Below are 23,410 nucleotides of genomic sequence, written 5' to 3'. Positions count from 1 at the left end.
GATGCGCGCAGTGGTTTAAGGGCGCTATTAACAGACTGGAAATGTTGAGGTGGCTTTGAAAGAGAATTCTCAGGAACGGCTGCTGCGATTACTTTCCCTGTTCGCTGATGAAGAAAAAGGGGAGTGGTCGGTCGATGAGGCGTCTATACACTTGGGGATTTCGGCCAGCCAGACCTACCGTTACTTTAGAACGCTTGCCTCGGCCGGTTATATTTCAGCCTATACGACAGGGAGGTATGTACTTGGCCCGGCGATAATTGAGCTGGACCGTAAACTAAGGATTGGCGATCCAATGATTCATGCGGCGAGAAGTATTATGCGAGAAATGCTCAGCACGGCACCTTCTGCCAGTATCGCCATTCTTTGCCGCTACTTCCGCGGCCAAGTAATGTGTGTGCATGAGGAATTCGAGACTTATCAGCACCATGAGATTAGCTATGAGCGTGGCCAGCCGCGACCTTTATATCAAGGCGCTGCATCAAAAGTGATTCTGGCCAACTTACCCTTACGCCAAGCTAGAGCCTACTTCAACCACGCTCCTGATAAATTCAACCAGTTTGGCCTTGGCGCCAATTGGACAGAGGTCAAGCGAAGCCTTCGAGAGCTTAGAAGCCAGCCTGCTATTATCACGGCAGGTGAGCTTGGAACAAGTGCCTCTGGGATTTCAGCCCCTATTTATGACGACAAGCGAGTTCTTGGAAGTGTTAGCCTCGTCTTACCGATAACCGTCGCAACAGAGGAAGTAACCTCTTTTTTGATGCCCGTTGTAGCAGCAGCAGGTCAAGAAATGACCCGTAAAATGCAGCACTTGGCTCAATTGCAGCAGTGATGAAGACGCCATCTATTTTGCCCCGTGCCTGCTTTCGCAGCACAGGGCTTTTTGTCAATCGCAAATGCTTAATTCATTGAGCGCTAGAAGGGATACTGGATACCTTGCTCCATCACACTGACCCATTGGGTGGTGGTGAACTCATCCAGGTTTGCGGGGCCACCGAAGCGACCGCTGGTACCTGAGCGGCCCATGCCACCGAAGGGTACCTGGAATTCGTTATTCACAGTCTGATCGTTGATATGCACCATCCCCACGCGGATGCGCTCGGCGAAGCGTTGGGCACGTTCCGTGGAGGCAGAATGAATGGCAGCGGCGAGTCCGTAGGGCGAGGCGTTGACCAGGGCGATGGCTTCTTCGTCACTATCGAAGAGTGTTATCGGCGCCACTGGACCGAAAATCTCCTCGCCAAAGGCAGGCATTTCTGGCGTCACGCCGCTAAGAACCGTGGCTTCAAAGAAGTTGCCATCGCGTTTACCGCCAGCGACAACGTTAGCACCCATGGCCACAGAGCGGTTCACAATCTCTTCAACGCGGCGCGCTTGGGTCTCGTTGATCAACGGGCCGAGGTGTACCTGCTGTTTCCAAGGATCACCCGTGACTAAGCGCGTGGCCCGCTCGGCGAGTTTGTTCATGTACTTGTCCGCCACTGAACGGTGCACTAAGTGCCGTCCTGCCTGCATGCAGATTTGACCCTGGTGGAGGAAAGCCCCCCAAGCCGCGGAAGAGGAGGCAGCCTCCAAGTCGGCATCTTCTAAAACCACCATTGCATTATTGCCACCAAGCTCAAGGGCACATTTCTTGAGCATACGCCCGCAGGTTTCGCCAATTTTCTCGCCAACGGCGGTAGAGCCCGTAAAGGAGATCATGCCGACATCCGAGTGTTGAACCAACGCCTCACCCACCTCGGGCCCACCTGGTAGTACGTGGAACACGCCCTCCGGCAAGCCAGCTGCTTCTAGAACCTCGGCCATCAAAGCACCTCCACAGATAGCGCTCATTGGGGCTGGCTTCAGGATCACACAGTTGCCCATGGCTAAGGCAGGAAAGACAGAGCGCATGGCTAAGAGGATGGGGAAGTTCCAAGGAGCTATAACCCCCACTGTGCCAATGGGTACCCGCTTCCAGTAATTGCGACGACCTGGCATGCTAGAAGGGAAGATCTGTCCGTTGGGTTGCATGGGGAGTGCTGCGGCCATCTGGGCCTGTTCATAGGTAACCTGCAGTTCCCATTCAGCCTTGGCTGCTGTAGAGCCGCACTCACGAATATTCCAGCGATTGATTTCTTCGGCCCGCTCTTTGAGCAGGGCGGCGGCCCGGCGTAGGATCTCTGCTTTTTGATCGAAAGGTAACGTGGCCCAATGTTGCTGAGCTGAGTTAGCGATAAGTGCAGCGCGACCTACGTCTACGGGAGTAGCCGTCTGAACTTTAGCGAGGACTTCGCCGGTGGCGGGTCCAATTACGGCAGCCTGAGGCCCTTCAGCAGTTTGCCACTGTCCCAGGTAAATTTTGTCTTTCCAGATGGGTGAAGTCTCATTCATGTAAATATTCCTTATTGTATTTGCGAGTGTAATGACTAACTGAGATGGCTTTAATTCGGAAACAACTGTTATGCTGATGTGGAAATATAACTGTTCTAGGAAGTAGGCCAATTGAGGAGAAAGGTAGACGAAATATTATTTGGTGTTTCTGTACTACGTGTTTGTGGCTGCCGCAAAAAATCATTGTTTTACTGGGATAAGGGGCAAGTCAGCAACAATATCTTATTCTAAGTTCTACTTATGCTTCATTGCCCCCGAAGTCTCCTAGTCTAAAGCCCCTGCCTTCTTCTCTAATTCGTCAACAAAATTATCTTCACTGTTACTTTTTTTACTAGAAGCTGCTGCCTCCAGGGCTGCATGGTATGGACAGCCAATAAATTTGGGGTCGTCCTTATATTGTTGAGCAAAGTGTTCAGGAAAGCGTCCATCCAGATCCTTTATCTCGCTCCGAATACTTTTTTTCTCTTCGCTTGACATCCGCAATCTTTCTTCGATATAGCTTTCGGTTGGGTCGTCAGCGTTTTCTTCCATCTGCCAGAAAATATAGCCCATAAGCTTCGGGAGAATCTCCGCAGCCATTGGGTCGGGTGGGTCGATACCGAGCGTTTTTAGCGTAGTGGGTAGCGACATGGCCCTAATTAGCTGATGGCCAAACCAGTGAAGCGGGGGTGGAAAAAACCTGAAAACAAACTGCTCATAGATAGCATTAGCTACCAAGTTGGCTCGCTCGGGTGTCGGCCTAGGAGTGTTTTCATACTGCTCACAGAACTCTACTAGCTCTTCAAAACTATTTGGATAGCCTGTGATGGGTTGACCGTTTTCTGCATAAAAAAGTTTAGACATGTCACGCCAAAAAAGGTGAGCCGCTATTTTCTCTTTTTCAGATATACCAGGGGCCCCCATCTTCAGTTTTAGGCGATGCATTGTGGTTGCAGAAAACGCCAACGTATAGATGTAATCTTCATTATAGGAGAATGCGCCAGGGTACTTTTTGGCCCAATAAACATGAAGCTTATTTATACTCTCAATAGATTTGAGAGTTCTCTCATCGTTAGGGCCATAGAACCACCAAAGAGCATTGGCACTGCCCGTCTGCTCAACCCGCGAGGTGGATTGGTGAAGTACTTTCCCTCCATCTTCACGCCAGACAGCTTTTGACCCCCAGTCCGTTACGATAAAGTTGGGGAAGGTCAATGCATAAATAAAATTTTGCATGAAGTCATTCAATCGATAACTGCTTGAAAGTCTCCATATTTCGATGTAATCTTTATAGGGATCGAGGCTCTCGATCTTATCTGCGATCCATTTTTTTGGCTTATTCATAGCTTTACACCTCGTGGTAGATTCATTTTAATTAAAGTGGATACGCTAAGCGCGCTTGGACTGAGAAGTCGTTTTTTGCGCGATTTTCGACTTCTGTCTCGTGATATACGTTGAACCAAAGCCATGGCCCTTTGGTGTTTTTCCACAATAGCCCTGGTCCAATGCCTAATACCTCCTCTCGCGAATCTTCAAGACGTTGTCCATTGACTTTGTCGTCCTCCAGTTGCTTAAAGTAGTATCCATTTAAGCCAACTGACACGTTCGGAATGACTTCATAAGAGGCGGCGAAGTTTGACCAGGCGGCTTGGCCTGCTTGGGTATCGCGAACTGGATCACCATTGAACAGCTGGTAGGTACTGCTGGCAGGATCGCTGTTTTTGAAGTTGTATAAATAATGCAGCCTCCAGCTCATTTCCCAACGCTCAGCAGGCATCCACGTTGCCGCCCAATAAGGGTTTATCGAGTAAAAATTTGAACCGGGATTAAAGTCTTTAGTCTCATCGTATTCACCTATAGGCAACGAAACATCAAGCGCCAAACGCTGAACGAACGTAGGCCGTCCCTGAGCGTCGACTATTGGATCAAACTGAACCATTGGGCCAAGAGATATATCTCCAAAACCTGTGCCGTTGTCTTTTAATTGAGGGCCTTTAGCCCCAAAATCAGCATCGAGTGAAACGATTGGTAGAATGATGCTCCAGCCTAAATGCCCTCCTCTCCCAATTGTTTTTGGTGAGTAGTAAGTAAATTGATTTACTAAAGTGGTGGCACTGAACTCTGGGTTATCAAAAACCTTATTATCATTGCCATCGTTATCGCGGAAAGACGTTGCTCTACTGTGCTGTAAGTAAATATTGTGATTAAGTCCAGGCGGCCCAGCGAAGCCGTCATAGAAACTGGTATTACCAAGGTTTATGCCACCTGGCTGACTAACGGCAGGTGGGGGTGGACCATTTGCCGCCAAGGCAGAAGAACATACCAGGGCAAATAGAGACGACGATATTATTGCACGTGCGTACATGGGAGCTTTATTCATACATCAAGGCCTGTTGTTATAGTGTTTTTGGGTGTTTAAGTTTTAATGCAGAGGCCTAATGCCTCTGTTGCACCTGACTTTAGGAGAGAAAAAAGATCGTGTCTTGTCTGAAAGCGACATATTTGAACAGCTGTGCCATTACGACATTTCATGAGTCGTAGCGTATGCGAGTTACTTAAAGTTCAAGCTCATGGCCCCCCCTTTGCAAGATACGGGGAGGCATTTTTGAAGGTGATTATTGAAAGCAAGAGGGGTGGGCCTGGAGCTCTGCCAACTGTCAAACAACATATTGTCCGAGAATACGATGGTTAGCCTGTGTTGAGCGAGGAGGGCTTCCAAAGTAGCTCGGCTCATAGCAATGGGTAGCCGATAGAGATGAGTGGGTTTGCTTAATAGCTTTTCGTTAATATTGTTAATTAAAATTAAGTTTTGAAATATCAGCCGGCCCTGGCTGAATCGCGAAAGACTCGCGGTGAAACGCCATAAGAAGCTTTAAATGATCTGCTAAAGTGTGCACTACAGGTAAAACCCCATTTATGTGCTACATCACTAATCGTGCGCCCTATGCTATTTGGGTCTCGAAGGTCTTCTGCACAGCGGGTTAAGCGGCGCTGCCAGATATACTCACTTAAACTACACTCACTTTCATCTTCAAATGCGCGATGAAGGGTTCGTGTAGAGCACTGCGCAATCTGGGCTATTCGCTCTACGGTTAATTCATGGCTAGAAAGGTTCCTATCAACGAAATCTTTTATCCAGTTTTTCTTAAATAAGCGCGGGTTATGCTCAAGCTCTTCTTCCTTGTTCTTGTTTTCAACCGTGTTCTGGAGCAAGGAAATAATACTTTTGCCTAGCGAACAGGATGTGGCATCGTTCAGGAGAGGGTACTGTGTATAGGCGTCGACAATAAAATTATGGAGCATTCGGCCTAGTCCATTCCGATTATTTATGCGTAAATCTTTTGGGATGGTGGCAGGCGTGCCAAGATCGCCACAAAGAAGAATTAAATACTCACAGTTTTTGGTACTTGTAACAGTGAAATGTCGGCCACAGTCTAGAAAGAGGAGGTCTCCGGGAGTGAAGGTAGAGCTTTTACCACTTTGTTCAACCTGGCTCACTCCGCCCATTTGTAAAACCAGCAACCCAGGGTGAGCATCCCGATATGCGGTTTTATTAATGCGTCGAGAAAATCGGTGAGGGCTGCAAACCATTCTGCAGAATTGCAACTCACCAAGCGCGCCGTATTCAAGTCGTCCCTTGAATGGTTCTTTGTATAGTGGTGAAACCGAAGTACTTTCCAATCGCCGGATGCGTTCCGGGGTTTTCCCCAGATGAATACTCATGACATCTTGCCATTCTTTAAGGCGTTTAGTATGGCTGAAATGCTCTGTGCTAACGCTGGAAAAATGTCTCATGGTGCGCACTCATTTTGTGTGAGGTGGCTATTAAAAAGTACATCCTTAGCTTTAGGCTGGCCCATTGCAGCAGTTGCTGGCGGCTATACGGTATTCAAGAATATTAAGCGCTCTAAGCGTTGATGCCCCCCCCCCCGGAGCGTCAGTGCAGGGGCAGCAGCAATAATAGTAATAGGGAGGACCTTGTTGAAACTGGTTTTTTGGCTTCTGCCTGCATCCCCTTTTTTTAATTCATGAACAGCAATATATTGTTTGCTTCAAAGTCTTTCTATGACTCCATCAGCCGATGCAATCTCAGCAACACAGAATGAAAGGCTTGTTAGTGTCGCCTTTTGGACATCTTCGGCACTCATAGCACCGGCACCCAGGTCAGGATGATCCATAGTGCCAGTAGCGTCCGAAACAAAAATGGTTTTGTAATCTCTAAACTGAGCATCTCGAGCAGTCGATTCACAGCACATATTAGTAACAGTGCCAGTAATAATAAGCGTATCAATTCCCCTATTTCTAAGCTGAGTCTCAAGGTCCGTGTTGTAAAAAGCACTGTAGCGGTGCTTTTTGATGACAAGCTCTCCTTCTTGGGGAGCGATGTCTGAATATATTTCTGTACCCGGTGTGTTATCAACAAGAGCTTCTTGGCTGTCGATAGGCGGCCAGAAACCTGACATCAGCCCCATGTCGCCACGATCTTTTCCGTGCACATGAGTTGTGTAAATTACCGTGGCGCCCTTTTTCCTGCAGACATCTATCAGTTTCTTGATATTCGGTACAGCTTTAGTAGCCATGGGTACACACATCGGTGCACCTGGCTTAACAAAATCATTTTCCATGTCAATGACAAGAAGAGCAGTTTTTGTGGGGTTGTTTAGTTCAAATTTCATTACTCATTCCTTCTTAAATGTCTATGGGCTAAATAGGAAATAGTGTCGAAGGAGTCATGGCAACAAACCAGGTAACCAGAGCGCTATTGCAGGGAAGAATATGCACAGAGCCAACCCAGTGATCTGAAGAAGGACGAACGGGATGATCGAACGATAAATAGTGCCGATTCCGATCTTACCTTCCGTAATTCCCTTAAGGTAGAACAGCGCATAGCCAAAGGGCGGTGTGAGAAAACTCGTTTGTAGGTTTATGGCGACCAAAATGGCAAACCAAATCAGAATGGCTTGACTGCTTAGTCCCAACCCGAAATCCAGTATTTCTACCACCGGAGCTACTAGGGGAAGAACCACGAAGCTGATCTCAATCCATTCCAGAAAGAAACCAAGCACAAAGATCAAGCCCATGATCAGCAGTAGCAAACCATAGGGCCCAAGCCCCGTACCAGTGATCAAGGCCTCGATCATGTAATCACCACCCAACCGCTTGAAGACGACAGAAAAACTGGTAGCACCGATCACGACGAACAGAATCATCGCCGATGTGCGGGCGGTCTCCTGTACGGTTTTACTAAGTGTGTTCCAACTAATACTGCGCATCAGCAGCGCAAGGATCACACTGCCCAGTGCACCGATTGCCGCCGCCTCCGTCGGTGTAGCTATCCCTGCCATGATTGAACCCAGTACGGCGAAGATCAACACGCATGGGCCAAACAGGTCCCGCGCCAAGGCTAACATGAGAGGAGATGTGTCGGTGTCAGTGGCGTCGAGGTCCGGCAGCGGCGCCCAATGGGGCTTGATACGAGCGATGATCAATAGGTAAGCAACATAGAGGGCGCCGAGCAACAGCCCGGGAATTAGTGCGGCTTTGAACAAGTCTCCTACCGATACTTGAAGTATCGAGCCCATGAGAACCAGCATGATGGAAGGTGGGATGAGAATCCCAAGCGTACCGGAAGCCGCTATCACCCCACAGGCCATCTCCGGGTGATAACCTTGCCGCATCATCACGGGTAACGCTAGAAGGCCAAGCATAACCACTGACGCACCAATAATGCCCGTACTGGCAGCCATCACTACGCCCAGAATAGCTACAGAAATGGCGAGTCCACCGGGCGTCCGCCCGAATACACGCTGCAAGGTTAGTAGCAATCGCCTCGCCACGCCGGAACTCTCAAGCATTAGGCCCATAAACACGAAGAGCGGGATGGCGATCATCAACCAATTCTCGACCACACCACCGTAGATACGTGATCCTACTGTGGCCAAGAAAGGAACGGGAATGCCGCCGATGAAGGCGAAAATAATGCCTAGCCCGCCTAACAGGAACGCTACAGGATAACCGGTAAAAATACCGGCCAGCAGCGATACCACCATCAACATCGCCAAATAATATTCACTGATGAATTCAGCCATTGTTGACCTCGTGATCTGTCTCCGCTTTTCGCGGGTCAAGGATGATGGTTAGCTTCTCGAATACTTGACCAAGGGCTCCCAAGGCTAAGAAAACCAGAGAGATGGGAAGTATGGCCTTGATCAGATAGCGATCCGTGAGTCCCCCGTAGTTCGATTTCTCCCCTGTCAAGAAGGACATCGTCACGAAGTGCTTAGAAAGCCAAGCGACCAGCAGACAAAAGGGAATCAGCAACACCAAGTGACCGATCACATCAACCATGGCGCGATGACTAGGCGATAAGCGGTGATAAATCAGATCGACACGCACATGGGTATCGTGATGTAGGGCGTAGGTGCCTCCGAACAGTGTCAAGACACCGAAAAGGTGCCACTGAAGCTCAGTGATGCTGTTGATGGTCAGGGCATTTCCGAAAAGGAGCACCTTATCGTTCCAGCGAGCAATCTCGTTGATGCCAGTAGCGTTGAGCAGTACGGTCAACAGGACAGCCGCCATCACCAGCAATACCAGCCAGCTGGTGACGCGACCTACCAACAGCCCCAGCCCGACCAAGGGTCGAGACAGGGCGGAAGAGACCGCAGCGCCACGCTCACGCCAAGGGGCGAGAGGGGCCGTAGTCATAGTCAGTCCCCTTGGACATCTGTTTTGCTAGGAAGGGTTTGGAGGTCATGCCACTGCTGCATCTTTTCGGCATGCTCCATTAGTGATGTGTACGCTTCGTCGAACTCGGGACTCTCAGCCATTAGTTCGCTGCGCACTTCATCCCAACTATCGTGTAGGGCATTGAGAACCTCATCAGGGAATCGGCGGATCTTGACGCCACTCTCTTCCAGTTCACGTAGCGTCTCTACCTGGGCCGGGATCACCTCATCAGCCTCTTTCTGGATATTGGCCTGACAAGCGGTACTGATCTGCCCACGCTGAGCATCGCTGTATCCGTCCCAGACGCTCTGGTTGATGAGCAGTGCAAGCCAGCCTGCCCCTTGCTGCCAGCCGGGGAAATAGTAATACTCGGCAATCTCGTCCAAGCCCATCGCACTATCAACTTGGGGAATCGAGAACTCGGCGGCATCAACCCGACCACGCTCAAGCGAGAGGTAGACTTCGTTCCCGGGAATCAATTGTGTTGAAGCGCCGAATTTGTTTAGAACCTGTGCGCCCAGCCCAGAGATTCGCATCGACAGGCCGTTCAAGTCATCGGTGCTGTTGATTTCCTTGTTGAACCAGCCGCCTGGCTCTTGGGGTAGGTAGGAGCAAGCCAGGAACTTGACGTTATAAGGGTCCAGCGCCTTCTGCAACAGCTCGCTTCCTTCGCCAGCAGACGTCCAGGAGAACACTGCCTCTGCGGGTGGGCTAAAGGGTAGAGCGCCATAGAGATTGGCAATGGGCAAGTTGCCGGAAAGATAGGCGATGCTGGTCCAGCCGGCGGGGATGGCACCAGACGAGACAGAGTTGAAGATCTCAAACGGAGGTACGAGTTCGCCCGGATCATGGACGGCGAACTCAAACTCACCTGACGACATCATTTTGATTCTTTCGGAGATGTTCTTGGCGCTCTGGCCAAACAGGTTCTGAGTAGAGTAGGCGCTCGCGACATCTAGCCTTTCGCTGGCGTGTGCAGTACCTACTGCTGCCGCCGCTATAGCGGCTGCTAGTGGGATGATGCGTGTGGTTGTTGATAAGTGTCCAAGGGTCTTTGTAGTCATCTCATAGCCTTTTTTATATCTGAGTATGTTTGTTAGGCCTTGAGAGGATCACAACCGCCGCAATCTAGAACAATTACTTAATAGGTTTGAAGACATACCTGAAAGGTTTGTCTTGTTAAATTTTTAGAATGCTTTTTATATGAAACACTCTCTTTTTTCCTTTTTAGACAGACCAACTCATTATCTCTGTGCTGCTAATGGAAAGTATCGTGGTTTAAATGCACTGCATTAAACTTTGGTCTTTTATGCTAAAGATGTATTTTTCTCACGGTAGTACGAAACCGAGGATTTTTCATGCCGATATCATACAAATAAGCCCATCAAATACAGCAACAGTGATCCGCTCTGGCTTTGCCGGACAGGGCTCTGCGCTCCCTGAAAATTAAGTGTGGCTGGCACTTCCAATGGTGGCCTACTTTAATCAAAGAGAGATTGTATACTTTAAAATTTAGGGGCGTAGTCTTGTCAGCGTAAAGGTGGATTCAGAGCGGTATCTAGAAAGTCGGAGCCTAGTAGTTGTGTGCAAGCGGACAGTGGGAACTGAAGGTATGCTGGGAAATAGCGACAGCGGTGCACCAGATCAGCATCAGCGAGGCAATTAATTTCAGCCATTTTCCATAGGTGATCTTGGCGATGGCCGGGATTTCTAAGGCGTACCCAGTATAGATGATATTGTTGAAGCTGTCACCAAAGAGTACGGCCAGTTCGTCGGTTTGGCGGTCACAGCAGATCGGGTGGGCCGCAAGATCAGCATGGTGTTCAACGCCTGGTCGTGCCAGGCCCGGAGCAGGAAGTTGAGCAGATCCTTTACTATGAACATACCAACGACGGTTAAGCGAATATCTTGGCCAAGCCAGCCTTCTAGACTGCGACTAAGCTCCGGTACTACTAAGTCCAACTCGACCTACTTCAGAATCACCATAATTGATTGTTCATAATGCGTGCATTACGCATGTGAGATGTCGATTCTTGCTGCGTTTACAATCCCATCATTTATCACTAAGATTATTTTCTGGGAGTTTACGGGTTGGGCCTAGCTTTCATTTAAGCGCACTGGAACACGACTCAGGTGGTTATTGTCACTCGCTAATTTCTGTAACAGCTTTAACAGTACTTCCTGTTCATCAGGAGCAAGCGGCGCCAATATTTCTTGTTGCACTTCTTCAACGGCAGGCTCAGCGGCTTCGCGTAGAGACTCTCCCTCTTGGGTCAGCTTGACGACCATTTAGCGGCGATCTTCAGGGTTTCGGTGACGCGAGACGAGTCCTCGTTCCTCAAGTTTACGCACCACGACCGCCACGGTATTACGATCTAGGGCGGTATACCCGCCCAACGTGATTTGGTCACTAGTGCCCATCTCTTCAAGCGCGGAAAGAATAATGTATTGCAGCTGAGTCGGCTTAAGGGCCTCGCACTTGCGCAAGAAGATCGCCACGCTAATTTGGTGGCATCGCCGTAGCAGGTTGCCGGGCAGGTCGTAAGCTTCAGAAAGCGGGAATCGCGTCATATCAGTTCTTATCGTGGGTGAGAACACGCCGTGACCATATCAGAAGTCGCAGCAGCTGGCACTGATGAAATAGTGTCTGCCCAGCCTTGAACCGCTGGGTAGAAAAAGGGGCCAAAAATCACTCAAGATGTTAGCTGAATAGGCTAACCATCCATGGGTTAAAGATCACCGCGAGAATGACGAGACAGGCTGCTACAATGAAAGGAAGTATCCATTTCGTGATACGGGGTAAACTGACGTTACTAATGGCCGAGGCCACATAGAGACCGGCGCCGACTGGGGGTGTTAAGAGCCCTAAGCTTAGCGTCATGCAGGTGACTATCCCAAAATGAACCGGATCGATGCCATAGTTCTGCTGTGCTACCGGCAGTAAAATAGGCACCAAAATGATCAGCGCGGCGATGCCGTCAAGCACCATCCCCACTAATATCAGCATCACGAATACCAGCAGCATAAATACCAGCGGGCTTTCGGTGGTGCCTTGCATTAGCCCGGCTACCTGCTGAGGTATCTGGTTATACACCAGTACCCAGCCAAAGGCTTTTGCAGCGACAATCAGAAATAGCACAATGGCGGTGTTGCGTGCTGTTCGGCTTAAAACACCAGGTAATTGCCCCCACTTAAGCTCTTGAAAGAAGAGGGCGCCTATCACCACCGCCATTAGCGTCGCAGCCGCCGCGGATTCAGTCGGCGTCACTATGCCAAATGCGATACCGCCCACAATGACGATGGGAATGCTAAGTGTGAGCAGTGCGCCACGAGTCGCACGCCATAGCGGTGTGCGTTCCTGATCAACGCTTCCTTTCTTACGCGCACGGCGCGCCATGATTGTGATCAAGCCGCTGATCAGTATAAACAGCAGTAGCCCAGGAAGAATGCCCCCCATGAACATGGCACCAATCGACACTTGAGCAATGACGCCATAGATAATAAACACCATTGACGGCGGAATAATCGGCCCCAGCAGGCCAGCACCTGCCGTCAACGCCGCGGCGAACCCCTTGTCGTAACCATCACGCTCCAATTCGGGAGTCATTACTCGGCTCATAATAGCGATCTGTGCCGTCGCTGAACCCATAATAGAGGCAAGCATCAAGTTCGAGGTGAGGGATACATAGGCAATGCTGTGAGGAATCCACGCAAACCAGGCACGTGTGGCGGTGATAATGCGACGTGTAATACCACCCTCATTCATGATTTCGCCCAACAGGATAAATAAGGGAATCGCCAGCAGATCAAATACCTCTAGCGAGCCAAAAATAACCTGGGGTAGGTTTTCAAATAGACGGTAGTTACCGGAAGTGATCACGAAGGTAAGTGTTGAAGCCAAGAGGACAAAGGCAATTGGCATTCCAAGTAGCATTAACACAATAAAAGCCGCAAGCGTCATAGGGTTACTCCTCGTCGTTGGCTAGGACGAAACTCGCTCGCGATCGATCAAAAAGCCTAGCGACGAGGTGAAAAATCGATGTGACGCAGAAAAGCGGCACGATGAGATAGAAGTGCCACTTGGGCCAATCGAGCGTAATAGCGATATCGTAGTGGATCGAAGGTGACCGCAGCCAAGCGATGGCGTACCACAGGACAGTAACCATTATCGCCAGGCAGATCAGCTCGGTAAGCCAATAGCAAACGCGCTGAGCCGCTTTAGGCAGTATCGCAATCAGCATGGTCAAACGTACGTGCTGGTCGTTATGTATGGCGATAGAGATGGCGAGAAACGCCATCCAAATCAGAATATAGACGGCTAGCTCATTGGCAAAAAAAAGTGGGCTGTTGAGTACGTATCGTGCGAAAACATTAGCAATAAGCAACGCGCTAAAAGCTATTATCAGTACATTGCAGAGCAGCTGTTCAACCCTGGCTAGCTGTCGGCTCGCCTTGGTTAGCCAGGTGTCTTGGGGAAAATGCATCTTGGGTACGCCTCTTTGGTTCGGGGCGCAGAAGCGCCCCGACGCGTTTTATTCAGCGTTAAGGAGTTCGGTGGACTGTTGCTGGAATGCTTGGATAAGCGGATGGTCACCAAAGCGCTCAGCGAACGCTTGGTTCGCCGTGCTGAAAGTGTCTTCAGCGTTTTCTAGCGTATACACATTAATGCGGTCTTCGAGCATGGTGAGATTACGCTCTTCCGCCTCTATTTGTGACTCGATCCCCCAAGCCAGCGCATCCTCCATGGCGGCGTCTATCAATTGGCGCTGTTCATCAGAGAGCGAGGCGCGCGTGGCCTGGCTCATTACCGACACGGCAGGGAAGGCCATGTGATTGGTCAGCGTGAGATGTTCGGCCACTTCATAAAAGCCTGACCCCACTAAAGCATCAAGATCGATATCCACGCCATCTAGCATACCGTTCTGTAGACCTTGATAAACATCCGGCAAACTGATCGGCATTGGTCGAGCGTCGACCGCTCGCCACCAAGCGTTCATCGCTGAAAAGGGGATAATGCGCATATTTTTGCCAGCAACGTCCGCTGCACTTTCTATCTGCTCGTCACGCATCAAAATGTGACGCATGCCCGCAAATGTGTAGCCAAAAGCGTGAAGTCCTTTGTCTTCTAAATTCCTAAGCATCTGCTGGGCTGCGTCGGTATCGGCCACTTCGGCCGCTTGGGCCACGCTATTAAATAGAAACGGCGTAAACCAACCGACTACCGATGGTTCGCGTTGGCTAGTTAACGCAGCTGTCATAATACCCATGTCGAGTAAGCCGGTTTCCATTTGCGAAAACATCGCCGACTCATCACCCATTTGGCCAGAAGGAAATAACGCTATGGCCATTTCACCGTCGCTGCGCTCGGCAACCTCATCGGCAAATCGTTCAGCGGTTTGTGTCCAGATGTGCTGTGGGGGTGTGATCAAGCCTAAGCGGAGTTCCTTGGCCAAGATTGGCGTGCTAACGGCGAGCAGAGAAACCGAGAGCAGCGTTATGCTCAGGGTAGGGCGGCGCGAAGCGTGTGAGGCGATTGTCATTGTTGACTCTCTTGTCAGTTGTCGCTGGGGGAGTGCACTGGCCTGACCATGTGTTGACCAAATCGAGAAGGTCGAGGCATGCGGATGATTGATTTTCAATATGCGTCATTATTGTGATGATCACAATAATGATCAATTACCCGAAAGTCGATACCGAGACAGAGCCACGGGGTCACCTGAGTCTGCGCCACAGGACGCATGGCCTTGGAGGAAAGTCTAATTGCCCCTTTTTTTATTAATCACAATACTGATTAATATTGGTGGTGATCAATTGTCATTTCAGATACGAACCAAATTCATGATGAAAATTAAACAACGAATGCCCGAAACAAACGGGATGGAGCGAGCAGATGCAGTACTTTCTCGACGGTTACCGCAGTGGCGACCCGCGAATTCACCCGCTGGCCGAAGGGCGCAGCGCCGAACAGGATCCGCTTCCAGAGGAGGTGGATGTCCTGATCGTAGGTACCGGCCCAGCCGGGCTGCTGCTGGCAGCCCAGTTATCGACAACTCCCGAGATTGTCACCCGCGTCGTGGAGAAGGCTGAGGGGCCGCTGGAGGTGGGGCGTGCCGATGGTATCGCTTGTCGTACGGTCGAGATGTTTGAGGCCTTCGGTCTGGCCGGAAGGTTGACCACAGAGGCCTACTGGATAAACGAGACTCACTTCTGGGGCCCTGATGCCGATGACAAGGCCCGGATCACCCGTCTTGGTCGTGTACAGGACGTTCGCGACGGACTGTCCGAGTTCCCGCACGTGATCGTTAACCAGGCCAGGCTGCTCGACTTCCTGCTGGAGTACATGGAGAACTCTCCCAGCCGCCTGCAGGTCGACTACAGCCACGAGACGGTCAAAGTGGAGGTGCCTGAGGCCGCCGACGAGCGAGTCACCGTGACCGTCAACACGCCAGACGGCGAGGTCACCGTCCGGGCGAAGCATGTGGTCGGCTGCGACGGCGCCCACAGCGTGGTGCGCGACTCGATCGGCCGAGTGCCCCAGGGCCACGGCGAGGACAAGGCGTGGGGGGTGATGGACGTGCTGGCGGTGACCGACTTCCCCGATATCCGCTTCAAGTGCACCATCCAGTCCGCCGACGCAGGCAACATCCTGCTGATCCCCCGCGAGGGCGGCTACATGGTCCGACTCTACGTCGACATGGGCAATATTGCCCCTGACGCTTGGCTGACCAAGGAAGATGTGCTGGCCAAGGCCCAGGCGGTCCTGGCGCCTTACACCTTCGAGGTGAAGGAGACCGCTTGGTTCTCCGTCTACCGCGTCGGGCACCGGGTCACCGACAAGTTCGACGATGTCGACGATGATCAGGTGGAGAGTCGAACGCCTCGGGTCTTCATCGCCGGTGATGCCTGTCACACCCATACCGCCAAGGCCGGTCAGGGCATGAACGTGTCGATGCAGGACACCTTCAACCTGGGCTGGAAGCTTATCTCGGTGCTGCAGGGGCGCAGCCCGGCCAGCCTACTACACACCTACAATGCCGAGCGTCACGTCATAGCCGAGAATCTAATCGAGATGGATACCCGCTGGTCAAAGGCGATCGGTGCTGCGCAAGACACCGATGACCCGCAGGCCGCCATGAAAGGCCTAGCCGAAGTGCAGCGCCAGTTTGTCACCAACAGTGAGTTCACCGCTGGGTTCGCCACCCAATACGCGCCGGACCTGCTCACCGGTGACGATACCCACCTGCACCTGGCCACCGGCTTCCCGCCCGGGCGGCGGTTCCATTCGGCCGAGGTGATCCGGCTCGGCGATGCTAGACAGACCCATCTCGGGCATGTCCATCGCGCCGATGGCCGCTGGCGGGTCTATGCCTTCGCCGACATGGTCGACCCGAGAAGCCCGGGATCGCGATTTAACGCGCTGATGGATTTCCTCGCCAGCGAGGCGTCGCCGATCCGTCGATTCACCCCACAAGGGGCCGATCCTGATGCGGTCTTCGATATTCACGGCATCATCCAGCAATCGCATCTTGAGGTGGACTGGGCCGATATGCACGATGTTCTTAAACCACATAAGGGCGCCCTCGGCCTTCAGGACTACCAGAAAGCCCATGCCCCGGTGCTGGGTACCGACCAGGATATCTTCGATCTGCGTGGTATTGATCGTGGCGCCGGTGCGTTGGTGGTGGTGCGCCCGGATCAATACGTTTCGCTTGTGCTCCCGCTCGATGGCTTTGATGAACTTACCGAGTTTTTCACGCGCTTCATGATAGAGGCCACTTGAGCGCTGTTTAATACTTAACCTATAAATGAGTGGGCCAATATACACAGGTTGGTCTGCTTTATTTAAAGTTATCTTTTGTTTTCCTGAGAGAAAATAAAGATTACTAATCAATTGTGTAGAGTTTTAAAACGCAGGTACTGCACTTATTATTTGAATTCTAGGGCTTAGTAGTGTCAGCGTAAAGGTGGATTATGAGCGGCATCTAGAAAAGTCGGAACTTCGGATTTGTGCCGAAACGGGGCAGGGGAACTGATCCCATCTTCGGGCAGATCTTAGTGTTCCACGCTTTTAATTGCGGTGGTGTCGACGTCGTAAATATCGAGCATCATGTCTTTTGGCAACAGCCGGAGATTCGAGATGTAGTTGCCCATTTCGAGCATGACGACCGCAGCTGACAGACCGAAATATAGTACAGGATGACCAGCTTTGTTCCAGCATCCGCTGTCTCGGTAGCTTCCACTCTGGCGGGAAAGGTTGATCAAATAGCTTTGTTTGGTGATTCGATATAACTTCACATGGCCCTAGTGTTGGTGAGTGCTATGGGTATTTATGCTTTTTTTGCGAGATGTTTCATTCCCCCGCCCCCGCACGCATCCAAAATATTATTAGCCGAAATCCCCGAGCTCAATCTTGCCCAGTACATCCCTCACCATTTCGCGGCCAGCGAAGGTATCGAAAAGATCGATGGGCCGAGCCCCATTCAGTGCTCGAACCTCACTGTGCAGCCACTCCTGGGCGCTATCGCGATTACCGAAGACCTTTCCGGCTTCGACATACAGCTTCAGTGTATCCAGCACTTCCTCGCTCTGAGTACGACCCAGGGCCTTACGCTTGTACAAGCGATGCAGGTTTCCTGAGTCAGTTTCTAGTAGCCGCACGAAGACATCTCGATCACCACGCAGGGCATTGACCGCTTTTTGGAGTATGCGGCCAGACAAGCCTTCTCGCACAGCCCTAATGAAAGCCACTTGGTCGGCATACACATCAAGGGGGAGGCCGATATCACCCAGCATGCGGGTACCACAATTGTCTTGTTCGATGAGGTCCATACCATCCTCCTTTATGTATCCGACACGCACAGGATGCTTCACTAGGATGCAGCATGCACATCAAGTTTCGATTCTATTTTTAGTGCTCTTACAGATACAAACTCTCCTCGCTTGGAAAGAGGTGGGCGCCCTCATGCACTGGGAGTGCGTTGGTTGCTGTGGCCGTGGGCAGAAGCCGAATGGGAGCTGGTGGCGATGTAGCTACTGCTGATCTTTATAACGGTGATCCCCTTTTTCCATCGGCGCACGATGAATGGATCAATTGACTACGTCATGATCTTACTGCTGCTATCGCAACCGACGATGCCGCTCTCCGACTTTTTTGCACACTCGCTAGCGTTGGCGGTAGTGGCTGGCCCGCTACTGGCGTTAATCGCGTTTTGGATGATTTTTCCCACCAACGCACGCCGTCGGCAGCAACAGCTTGCAACCATGACGTTGCAAGAGCTTGAAATGATGGCGGTGCGTGGAAAGGGCGGTCGTGATGACATTTGGCAGGCGCGGCTTTACCGCCGTGTGATGCGCCTAGTGCACTGGGCGCATGTGCAGGGCGAACCAACTCACTACGTGGTGGATGGCAGTCTCTCCGCGCTAGCGGTAGGTGAAACGCTGCTTGCCTTAAAATCGTATCGAGAGCAAGCAACGCCTCGTTTGGTACGTCGTTTGGATGCGAGCCTGCGCCACGTTGCCCACCTGCGCCAAGCCCCGCTTGAATCCGCTGCCGCCCTTGAGCGTTTAGCTTACACGCTCGCCCATGCACAGGAAGGGGAACTCGCCAGCCGCGCAAAACATTCAGCGTTAATGATACGCGATAATCGCCGTTTTTTTACGGCGTGATTCCTGGGAGAAATGGAGAATATTATTCGTGCGGGCACACAATAGTTAGAGTCGATGTTTTTTGAGACGGTAGGCATAGGCTGCACGTGTCATTCCTAGACGCTGCGCTGCTGCAGATATATTTCCGCCACTATCACTATTGGCAGCTTGAATTAGTGCTCTTTCTACCTCTTCTAATGTCATGCCAGCGTCTAGGAGTGGTTGAACACGCTGTCTAGGAGATACGTTGCTGGAGTTGTCTTCGAGTGTTGGCATGAGCATGCCCGAATCATCAAGGCCTTGAGCTTTCTCGCGCTCCAGTGTCGGGACGCGGTAATTACCAAACAATGCTTTTTCAGTAATGTGTTTATTGTCAGCAGTGAGAATCACACCTCGTTCGACGCAGTTCTTGAGTTCGCGAACGTTTCCTGGCCAGCGGTACTGGTGCATGGCTGAGCGAGCCTGGTCGGAAAAGCCAAGTGTTCGGCGTTGGTAGTGATGCTCGAAGTGGGTGAGAAAGTGCTCCGCCAATGGCACGATGTCGTCAAGGCGCTTGTACAACGGTGGTACGCTCAACGTAAAAGCGTTAAGGCGGTAAAACAGATCCTGGCGAAAATTGCCCTGTTCAACACGTGTTAGTAGGTCAGTATGGGTAGCGGCAACGATACGCACGTTGACCTCTGTAACACTCTCGCCGCCGACACGTTCGATCTGGCCTTCCTGAAGCGCGCGCAAAAGCGCTGCCTGTGCACGCGGTGAAAGTTCAGCAAGCTCATCCAGAAATAGGGTGCCTCCATCGGCGCGTTCAAAACGGCCCATACGTGACTGCACCGCACCCGTGTAGGCGCCCTTTTCGACGCCAAAGAGCTCTGACTCAATGAGCTCAGGCGGTATGGCAGCGCAGTTTACTGCAATAAACGGCCCGCTGGCGCGGAGGCTGTGATCATGCAGACGTCTCGCAAGAATCTCTTTTCCCGTACCGGTTTCGCCCAGTAGCAACACGGGAACCTCCGAGGGAGCAGCACTGTCGAGCATGGTGATCATCTCTCGAAAGGCTGGTGTTGAGCCAATTGGCCCCCAGGTCTCCTGGTTTCGTGTGCGAGCCAGATCGCTTTCCAGTGTGGCAATACGGGCCTGAAGTTCGTAAAGCTCGTCAATCAGAGGAGCTTCACGCAGTAATTCAGCAAAGGCGACATGATCGGGCCACTCTTCGGCCAGCTTGCCAATGATGCGGCAATTGTCGTCGCCACAGGCTCGGCAACTCACTTCTCTGTACTGTACTTCGCGGCCCAATAGTTGAGTGGCGTAGCCTGACGCGTAACCCAGCAATGTCCAACATGCAGGCTCACGCTGTCGTCCGCGTGCACGCCACACGTCCACTTCAAACGAACCTTTCCATATGAATTCGCTATAAAAAAGATCCTGCTCGAGATTCATCTCCAGGCTGATCGGCACAGCCTGCACATGCCCCTGCAACGCATGTAGCTGTGGCCCAGCGAGAAAGCTCTCTTCCAACCCTAAACGCTCTCCCCTCAACGACTCGCCAAGCTCGGCATCCATCAGTCCTGAGTAGTAGCCGAGGCGCATAAAGATCCCCCGGGCGCGCTCCATGCCCAACGTCGTAATTAACTCGTTGCGAAAGAATGTCGACGCGGCAAGTGGCATCAGCAGCATGCGCTGCTCGCCTAGCCAAATTTGGCCCTCTTCAGGCAGAAAGCGTAGCGCGTCCATTAAGTCGCGAGCATTCGGGTAGTCAGAAGATGAAATAAACATGCCGACTCACGTTGAGGTTGGTAGCGAAGGGGGAAGAAGCAAAAGAGTATCACTTGGTTTGCTGCCTTGGAAAAGCACAACAGCTACAAAGAAGTGAAAGCTGGTTGATGATTTGATGAAGGGTTAATCAAATGATTAAACGTTATTTGCGAACGGATGTTCGCCAAGCGGATTTAAAAGTCATGTAGATCAGTTAATTCCTTGATAGCTGTCCTATTTCTTAAATCGGCACGCTTTTTGAAAGGTAGTTGCTAAAGGACCAGCGATAAGTCATTGATTTATACTAAAGTATTAGATTTTCAATGGTCGTGCTGGGTACCTTGGTTATGACATGCCCCTGTCGAAATAACGGAAGATGCTGATATGTACAACATAACAACCGATAGGAACACCGTGGATAGCAACGGCCCAACCCGCCTGCCGTTTAGGCCCCTTTCATGTCCTGCTATTAAGCGCCTAGCACTTGTAAGTGGCCTGCTGTTGTCACTAACAACCGCTAGCTTGGCAACAGCTGCCGAGGAGCGAGAACCTGCCGAGGTGTATCAACAGGTTTGCTCTCATTGTCACAACTTAGATAAAGCAGTTGGGCCCATGATTACCATGCCTTTTCCTGAAGGGGCCTGGGAGGCGAGGGGTAATCATATTCGTAACACGGTTAGGCAAGGCCGTGCTGCGATGCCTTCATTCCGTGAAGCCAAAATCAGTGATGCCGAGCTTGAGGGACTGATTGACGCTTTATTACGCGGTGAACTGGCAAATGCCGCCACTGGTGAGGAGTAATGCCATGAAGCTAACACGCCGTGCGTTACTCAAAAATAGCTTATTACTGGGCGCCACCGCACCGTTATCGATAGGTAGTGCCTTCGCCGCGAACCAGGCAAATGTGTCGCAGCAAGGCCAGATCAATCTTTACGGTAGTAATAAGTCGACCACCGAGCTAGGGCTTGGGCTCCGTCAGCTAGGTTTGAAACCACGCTATGAAGGACGCCTTAACCCGCTAGCGCTGAGTGCCTTACCCAGCGGAACGCTGGCAGCCGGCTTTACCGATGAGTCGGGGATCGTACTACTTACGAGCCTGCTTGCCGGACGTGGTCGGATTCTTGCACTGGGGCGCCATGAGTCAAACCAGCATCATTTGTTAAGTCACCGCGGGCCTATTGTCGAGCCAACGACTATTGAAACGGGAAGTTGGCAAGCTTCTTTAGGACGTGAATATGCCCGCTTAGCGTTGGCCTCAGCTCGCGATCGTCATGCGCGACATTTTTTGGGCACGCCAACTACGAAGAATGTCAGCGAGCTGAGCTTCCTGGTCCAACTCTGAATCTTTATCACAATAATCGAGAGACACGTTTATGAGCACGACAAAGCGTATTCTGCCTAAAGGCATTGCAGAGGCCGATTTCGATGCCGCATTAAATCAATTTCGCGAAACGATTGGAAGCGAGAGCGTTCTGACCGAGAGCGAACAGTTAGCACCCTATACCAAAATAATGATGGCTGGAGATGCTTCCGACTATATTCCCTCAGCTGCGTTGCTGCCCAATGACGCTGAGCAGGTGCAGGAACTTGTACGTATTTGCAACGAGTATAAAGTACCGATCTGGACCATTTCTACGGGTAAAAACCTTGGATACGGGTCAGCTGCACCCGGCGAAACCGGCCAAGTCATTCTCGATCTTCATCGCATGAATCGTATTCTCAGTGTGGATCCTGAGGTCTGTACAGCGCTGATCGAACCCGGCGTCACGTACCAGCAGCTCTACGACTATATCCAAGAGAAAGGCTACAAGCTTTGGTTAGATCCGCCCGCACCGTCGGCGATTGCTGGGCCAGTTGGCAATACTCTTGATCGTGGTGTGGGCTACACCCCTTACGGCGAGCACTTCATGTTTCAGTGCGGCATGGAAGTGGTGCTGGCCAATGGTGAGATGATTCGCACCGGCATGGGCGGAATTGAGAATTCCAGTTCATGGCAGGTATTCAAGTGGGGCTATGGTCCCTATATCGATGGTCTCTTCACCCAATCCAACTATGGTGTCGTGACTAAGATGGGATTGTGGCTGATGCCCGAACCACCGGCGTATCGTCCTTTCTTGATCCAGTATCAGGATCCGGAAGATATCGCCGAGATCGTTGATGTGCTGCGACCACTGCGTATCTCTCAAATCATTCCTAACGCAGTAGTGATTGTGCATACCCTGTGGGACGCAGGTACCCATGTGGTACGCAAGCACTATTACGATGGTAAAGAATCCATACCAAGAGAAGCCATAGAGCGGATCAAGCAAGATGAAGGCATTGGCGAGTGGAACGTCTACGCGGCGCTCTACGGCACACCCGAGCAGATCGAGGTCAACTGGAATATCGTCGAGCAGGCATTTGGGGCCAGCGGCAAAGCTAAAATCATGTACGGCGATGAAGCCGAACAGCGTGGCGGTGGTTTCGAGTATCGCTCGGCGTTGATGAAGGGCGACATGAATCTGCAGGAGTTTGGGCTGTACAACTGGCGCGGTGGCGGCGGTTCTATGTGGTTTGCCCCGGTGTCACAGCCCAAGGGTAGTGAGACTAAGGATCAGACCGAGTTAGCTCAACAAATTCTCGGCAAGTATGGCTTTGACTACGTAGCCGAATACGTTGTCGGCTGGCGCGATATGCACCACATCATCGATTTGCTCTACAACCGTGAAGATCCAGAAGAGACTCAACGCGCTCATGACTGTTTTGCAGAGTTGATTGATGAGTTCGCCAAGCGGGGCTATGGCCTCTACCGCACTAACACTGAGTTCATGGAGCAAGTAGCCGGAACGTTCGGCGAGCCGCTGCGCAATGTTCATACCGCTCTGAAGAATGCACTGGATCCCAATGGCATCTTATCGCCAGGTAAATCGGGTATCCGTCAGTAGACTTGAGTTCG

Annotated in this window: 21 protein-coding genes; 6 read left to right on the top strand and 15 right to left on the bottom strand. The window is 51.4% G+C overall.

From position 1 onward, the window contains the following. The first annotated feature begins 49 nt into the window (after positions 1–49). Positions 50–829, top strand: coding sequence for an IclR family transcriptional regulator C-terminal domain-containing protein (locus tag E0L35_RS03350; protein ID WP_133731767.1), 780 nt, complete (start codon positions 50–52; stop codon positions 827–829). An 83-nt stretch (positions 830–912) separates the two neighbouring features. Here the strand turns inward: E0L35_RS03350 and E0L35_RS03345 are convergent, their stop codons facing one another. The 13 genes from E0L35_RS03345 to E0L35_RS03290 form a co-directional block, all read right to left on the bottom strand. Continuing rightward, positions 913–2,370, bottom strand: coding sequence for a benzaldehyde dehydrogenase (locus tag E0L35_RS03345; protein ID WP_166650375.1), 1,458 nt, complete (start codon positions 2,368–2,370; stop codon positions 913–915). 264 nt (positions 2,371–2,634) lie between these two features. Further along, positions 2,635–3,693 (bottom strand): hypothetical protein, encoded by a 1,059-nt coding sequence (locus E0L35_RS03340; protein ID WP_009286254.1) that lies wholly within the window; start codon positions 3,691–3,693, stop codon positions 2,635–2,637. Positions 3,694–3,724: 31 nt separating this feature from the next. After that, positions 3,725–4,729 (bottom strand): transporter, encoded by a 1,005-nt coding sequence (locus E0L35_RS03335; protein ID WP_009286253.1) that lies wholly within the window; start codon positions 4,727–4,729, stop codon positions 3,725–3,727. A gap of 437 nt (positions 4,730–5,166) precedes the next feature. Further along, on the bottom strand, positions 5,167–6,144 hold the full coding sequence (locus tag E0L35_RS03330; RefSeq protein WP_166650374.1) for a helix-turn-helix domain-containing protein: 978 nt from the start codon (positions 6,142–6,144) through the stop codon (positions 5,167–5,169). A gap of 257 nt (positions 6,145–6,401) precedes the next feature. After that, a complete protein-coding gene (locus E0L35_RS03325; RefSeq protein WP_133731764.1) occupies positions 6,402–7,025 on the bottom strand; it encodes an isochorismatase family cysteine hydrolase in 624 nt (207 codons plus the stop codon). Positions 7,026–7,079: 54 nt separating this feature from the next. Next, a complete protein-coding gene (locus E0L35_RS03320; protein ID WP_022521194.1) occupies positions 7,080–8,438 on the bottom strand; it encodes a TRAP transporter large permease subunit in 1,359 nt (452 codons plus the stop codon). Continuing rightward, on the bottom strand, positions 8,431–9,057 hold the full coding sequence (locus E0L35_RS03315; RefSeq protein WP_022521195.1) for a TRAP transporter small permease subunit: 627 nt from the start codon (positions 9,055–9,057) through the stop codon (positions 8,431–8,433). The genes E0L35_RS03320 and E0L35_RS03315 overlap by 8 nt, the downstream gene beginning before the upstream one ends. Positions 9,058–9,059: 2 nt before the next feature. Next, the gene (locus tag E0L35_RS03310; protein ID WP_138799588.1) at positions 9,060–10,142 is read right to left on the bottom strand and encodes a TRAP transporter substrate-binding protein; all 1,083 of its coding nucleotides are present in this window, start codon (positions 10,140–10,142) and stop codon (positions 9,060–9,062) included. Between the two features lie 1,033 nt (positions 10,143–11,175). Further along, complete coding sequence (locus E0L35_RS26565) at positions 11,176–11,367, bottom strand: hypothetical protein (RefSeq protein WP_244286539.1); 192 nt, start codon at positions 11,365–11,367, stop codon at positions 11,176–11,178. Next, on the bottom strand, positions 11,368–11,649 hold the full coding sequence (locus E0L35_RS26560) for a MarR family transcriptional regulator (protein ID WP_244286538.1): 282 nt from the start codon (positions 11,647–11,649) through the stop codon (positions 11,368–11,370). A gap of 130 nt (positions 11,650–11,779) precedes the next feature. Next, a complete protein-coding gene (locus E0L35_RS03300; RefSeq protein ID WP_138799587.1) occupies positions 11,780–13,039 on the bottom strand; it encodes a TRAP transporter large permease in 1,260 nt (419 codons plus the stop codon). A gap of 4 nt (positions 13,040–13,043) precedes the next feature. Then, positions 13,044–13,562: a TRAP transporter small permease gene (locus E0L35_RS03295; RefSeq protein WP_035581674.1), complete on the bottom strand. Its 519-nt coding sequence runs from the start codon at positions 13,560–13,562 to the stop codon at positions 13,044–13,046. Positions 13,563–13,610: 48 nt separating this feature from the next. Then, positions 13,611–14,618 carry a TRAP transporter substrate-binding protein gene (locus tag E0L35_RS03290; RefSeq protein ID WP_133731761.1) on the bottom strand — a complete coding sequence of 336 codons (1,008 nt, stop codon included), beginning with the start codon at positions 14,616–14,618 and terminating at the stop codon, positions 13,611–13,613. Between the two features lie 350 nt (positions 14,619–14,968). Between E0L35_RS03290 and E0L35_RS03285 the strand changes: the two genes are divergently transcribed. Then, positions 14,969–16,858, top strand: a complete 1,890-nt coding sequence (locus tag E0L35_RS03285) for an FAD-dependent monooxygenase (RefSeq protein WP_133731760.1) — start codon at positions 14,969–14,971, stop codon at positions 16,856–16,858. Positions 16,859–17,463: 605 nt separating this feature from the next. On the opposite strand, the gene E0L35_RS03275 is transcribed toward E0L35_RS03285, so the two are convergent. Further along, complete coding sequence (locus E0L35_RS03275) at positions 17,464–17,907, bottom strand: antitoxin Xre/MbcA/ParS toxin-binding domain-containing protein (protein WP_208862680.1); 444 nt, start codon at positions 17,905–17,907, stop codon at positions 17,464–17,466. A gap of 204 nt (positions 17,908–18,111) precedes the next feature. On the opposite strand from E0L35_RS03275, the gene E0L35_RS03270 reads away from it, so the two are divergent. Next, positions 18,112–18,744: an FUSC family protein gene (locus E0L35_RS03270; RefSeq protein WP_349304627.1), complete on the top strand. Its 633-nt coding sequence runs from the start codon at positions 18,112–18,114 to the stop codon at positions 18,742–18,744. A gap of 45 nt (positions 18,745–18,789) precedes the next feature. Here E0L35_RS03270 and E0L35_RS03265 read toward each other — a convergent pair whose 3' ends face one another. Next, complete coding sequence (locus tag E0L35_RS03265) at positions 18,790–20,496, bottom strand: sigma-54-dependent Fis family transcriptional regulator (protein WP_138799586.1); 1,707 nt, start codon at positions 20,494–20,496, stop codon at positions 18,790–18,792. 363 nt (positions 20,497–20,859) lie between these two features. Here E0L35_RS03265 and E0L35_RS03260 point away from each other — a divergent pair, with 363 nt between their 5' ends. Genes E0L35_RS03260 through E0L35_RS03250 form a run of 3 tightly spaced genes read left to right on the top strand, consistent with a single transcriptional unit; the run spans position 20,860 to position 23,399 of the window. After that, positions 20,860–21,276: a cytochrome c gene (locus tag E0L35_RS03260; protein WP_138799585.1), complete on the top strand. Its 417-nt coding sequence runs from the start codon at positions 20,860–20,862 to the stop codon at positions 21,274–21,276. A gap of 4 nt (positions 21,277–21,280) precedes the next feature. After that, positions 21,281–21,817, top strand: coding sequence for a hypothetical protein (locus E0L35_RS03255; protein ID WP_138799584.1), 537 nt, complete (start codon positions 21,281–21,283; stop codon positions 21,815–21,817). A 31-nt stretch (positions 21,818–21,848) separates the two neighbouring features. Continuing rightward, positions 21,849–23,399, top strand: coding sequence for an FAD-binding oxidoreductase (locus tag E0L35_RS03250; protein ID WP_138799583.1), 1,551 nt, complete (start codon positions 21,849–21,851; stop codon positions 23,397–23,399). Positions 23,400–23,410 lie beyond the last annotated feature (11 nt).

Source organism: Halomonas sp. ATBC28 (assembly GCF_005937175.1).
Lineage (GTDB): Bacteria > Pseudomonadota > Gammaproteobacteria > Pseudomonadales > Halomonadaceae > Vreelandella > Vreelandella titanicae.
Note: the sequence above shows the minus strand (reverse complement) of the source record. Positions and strands in the feature narration are given on the sequence as shown.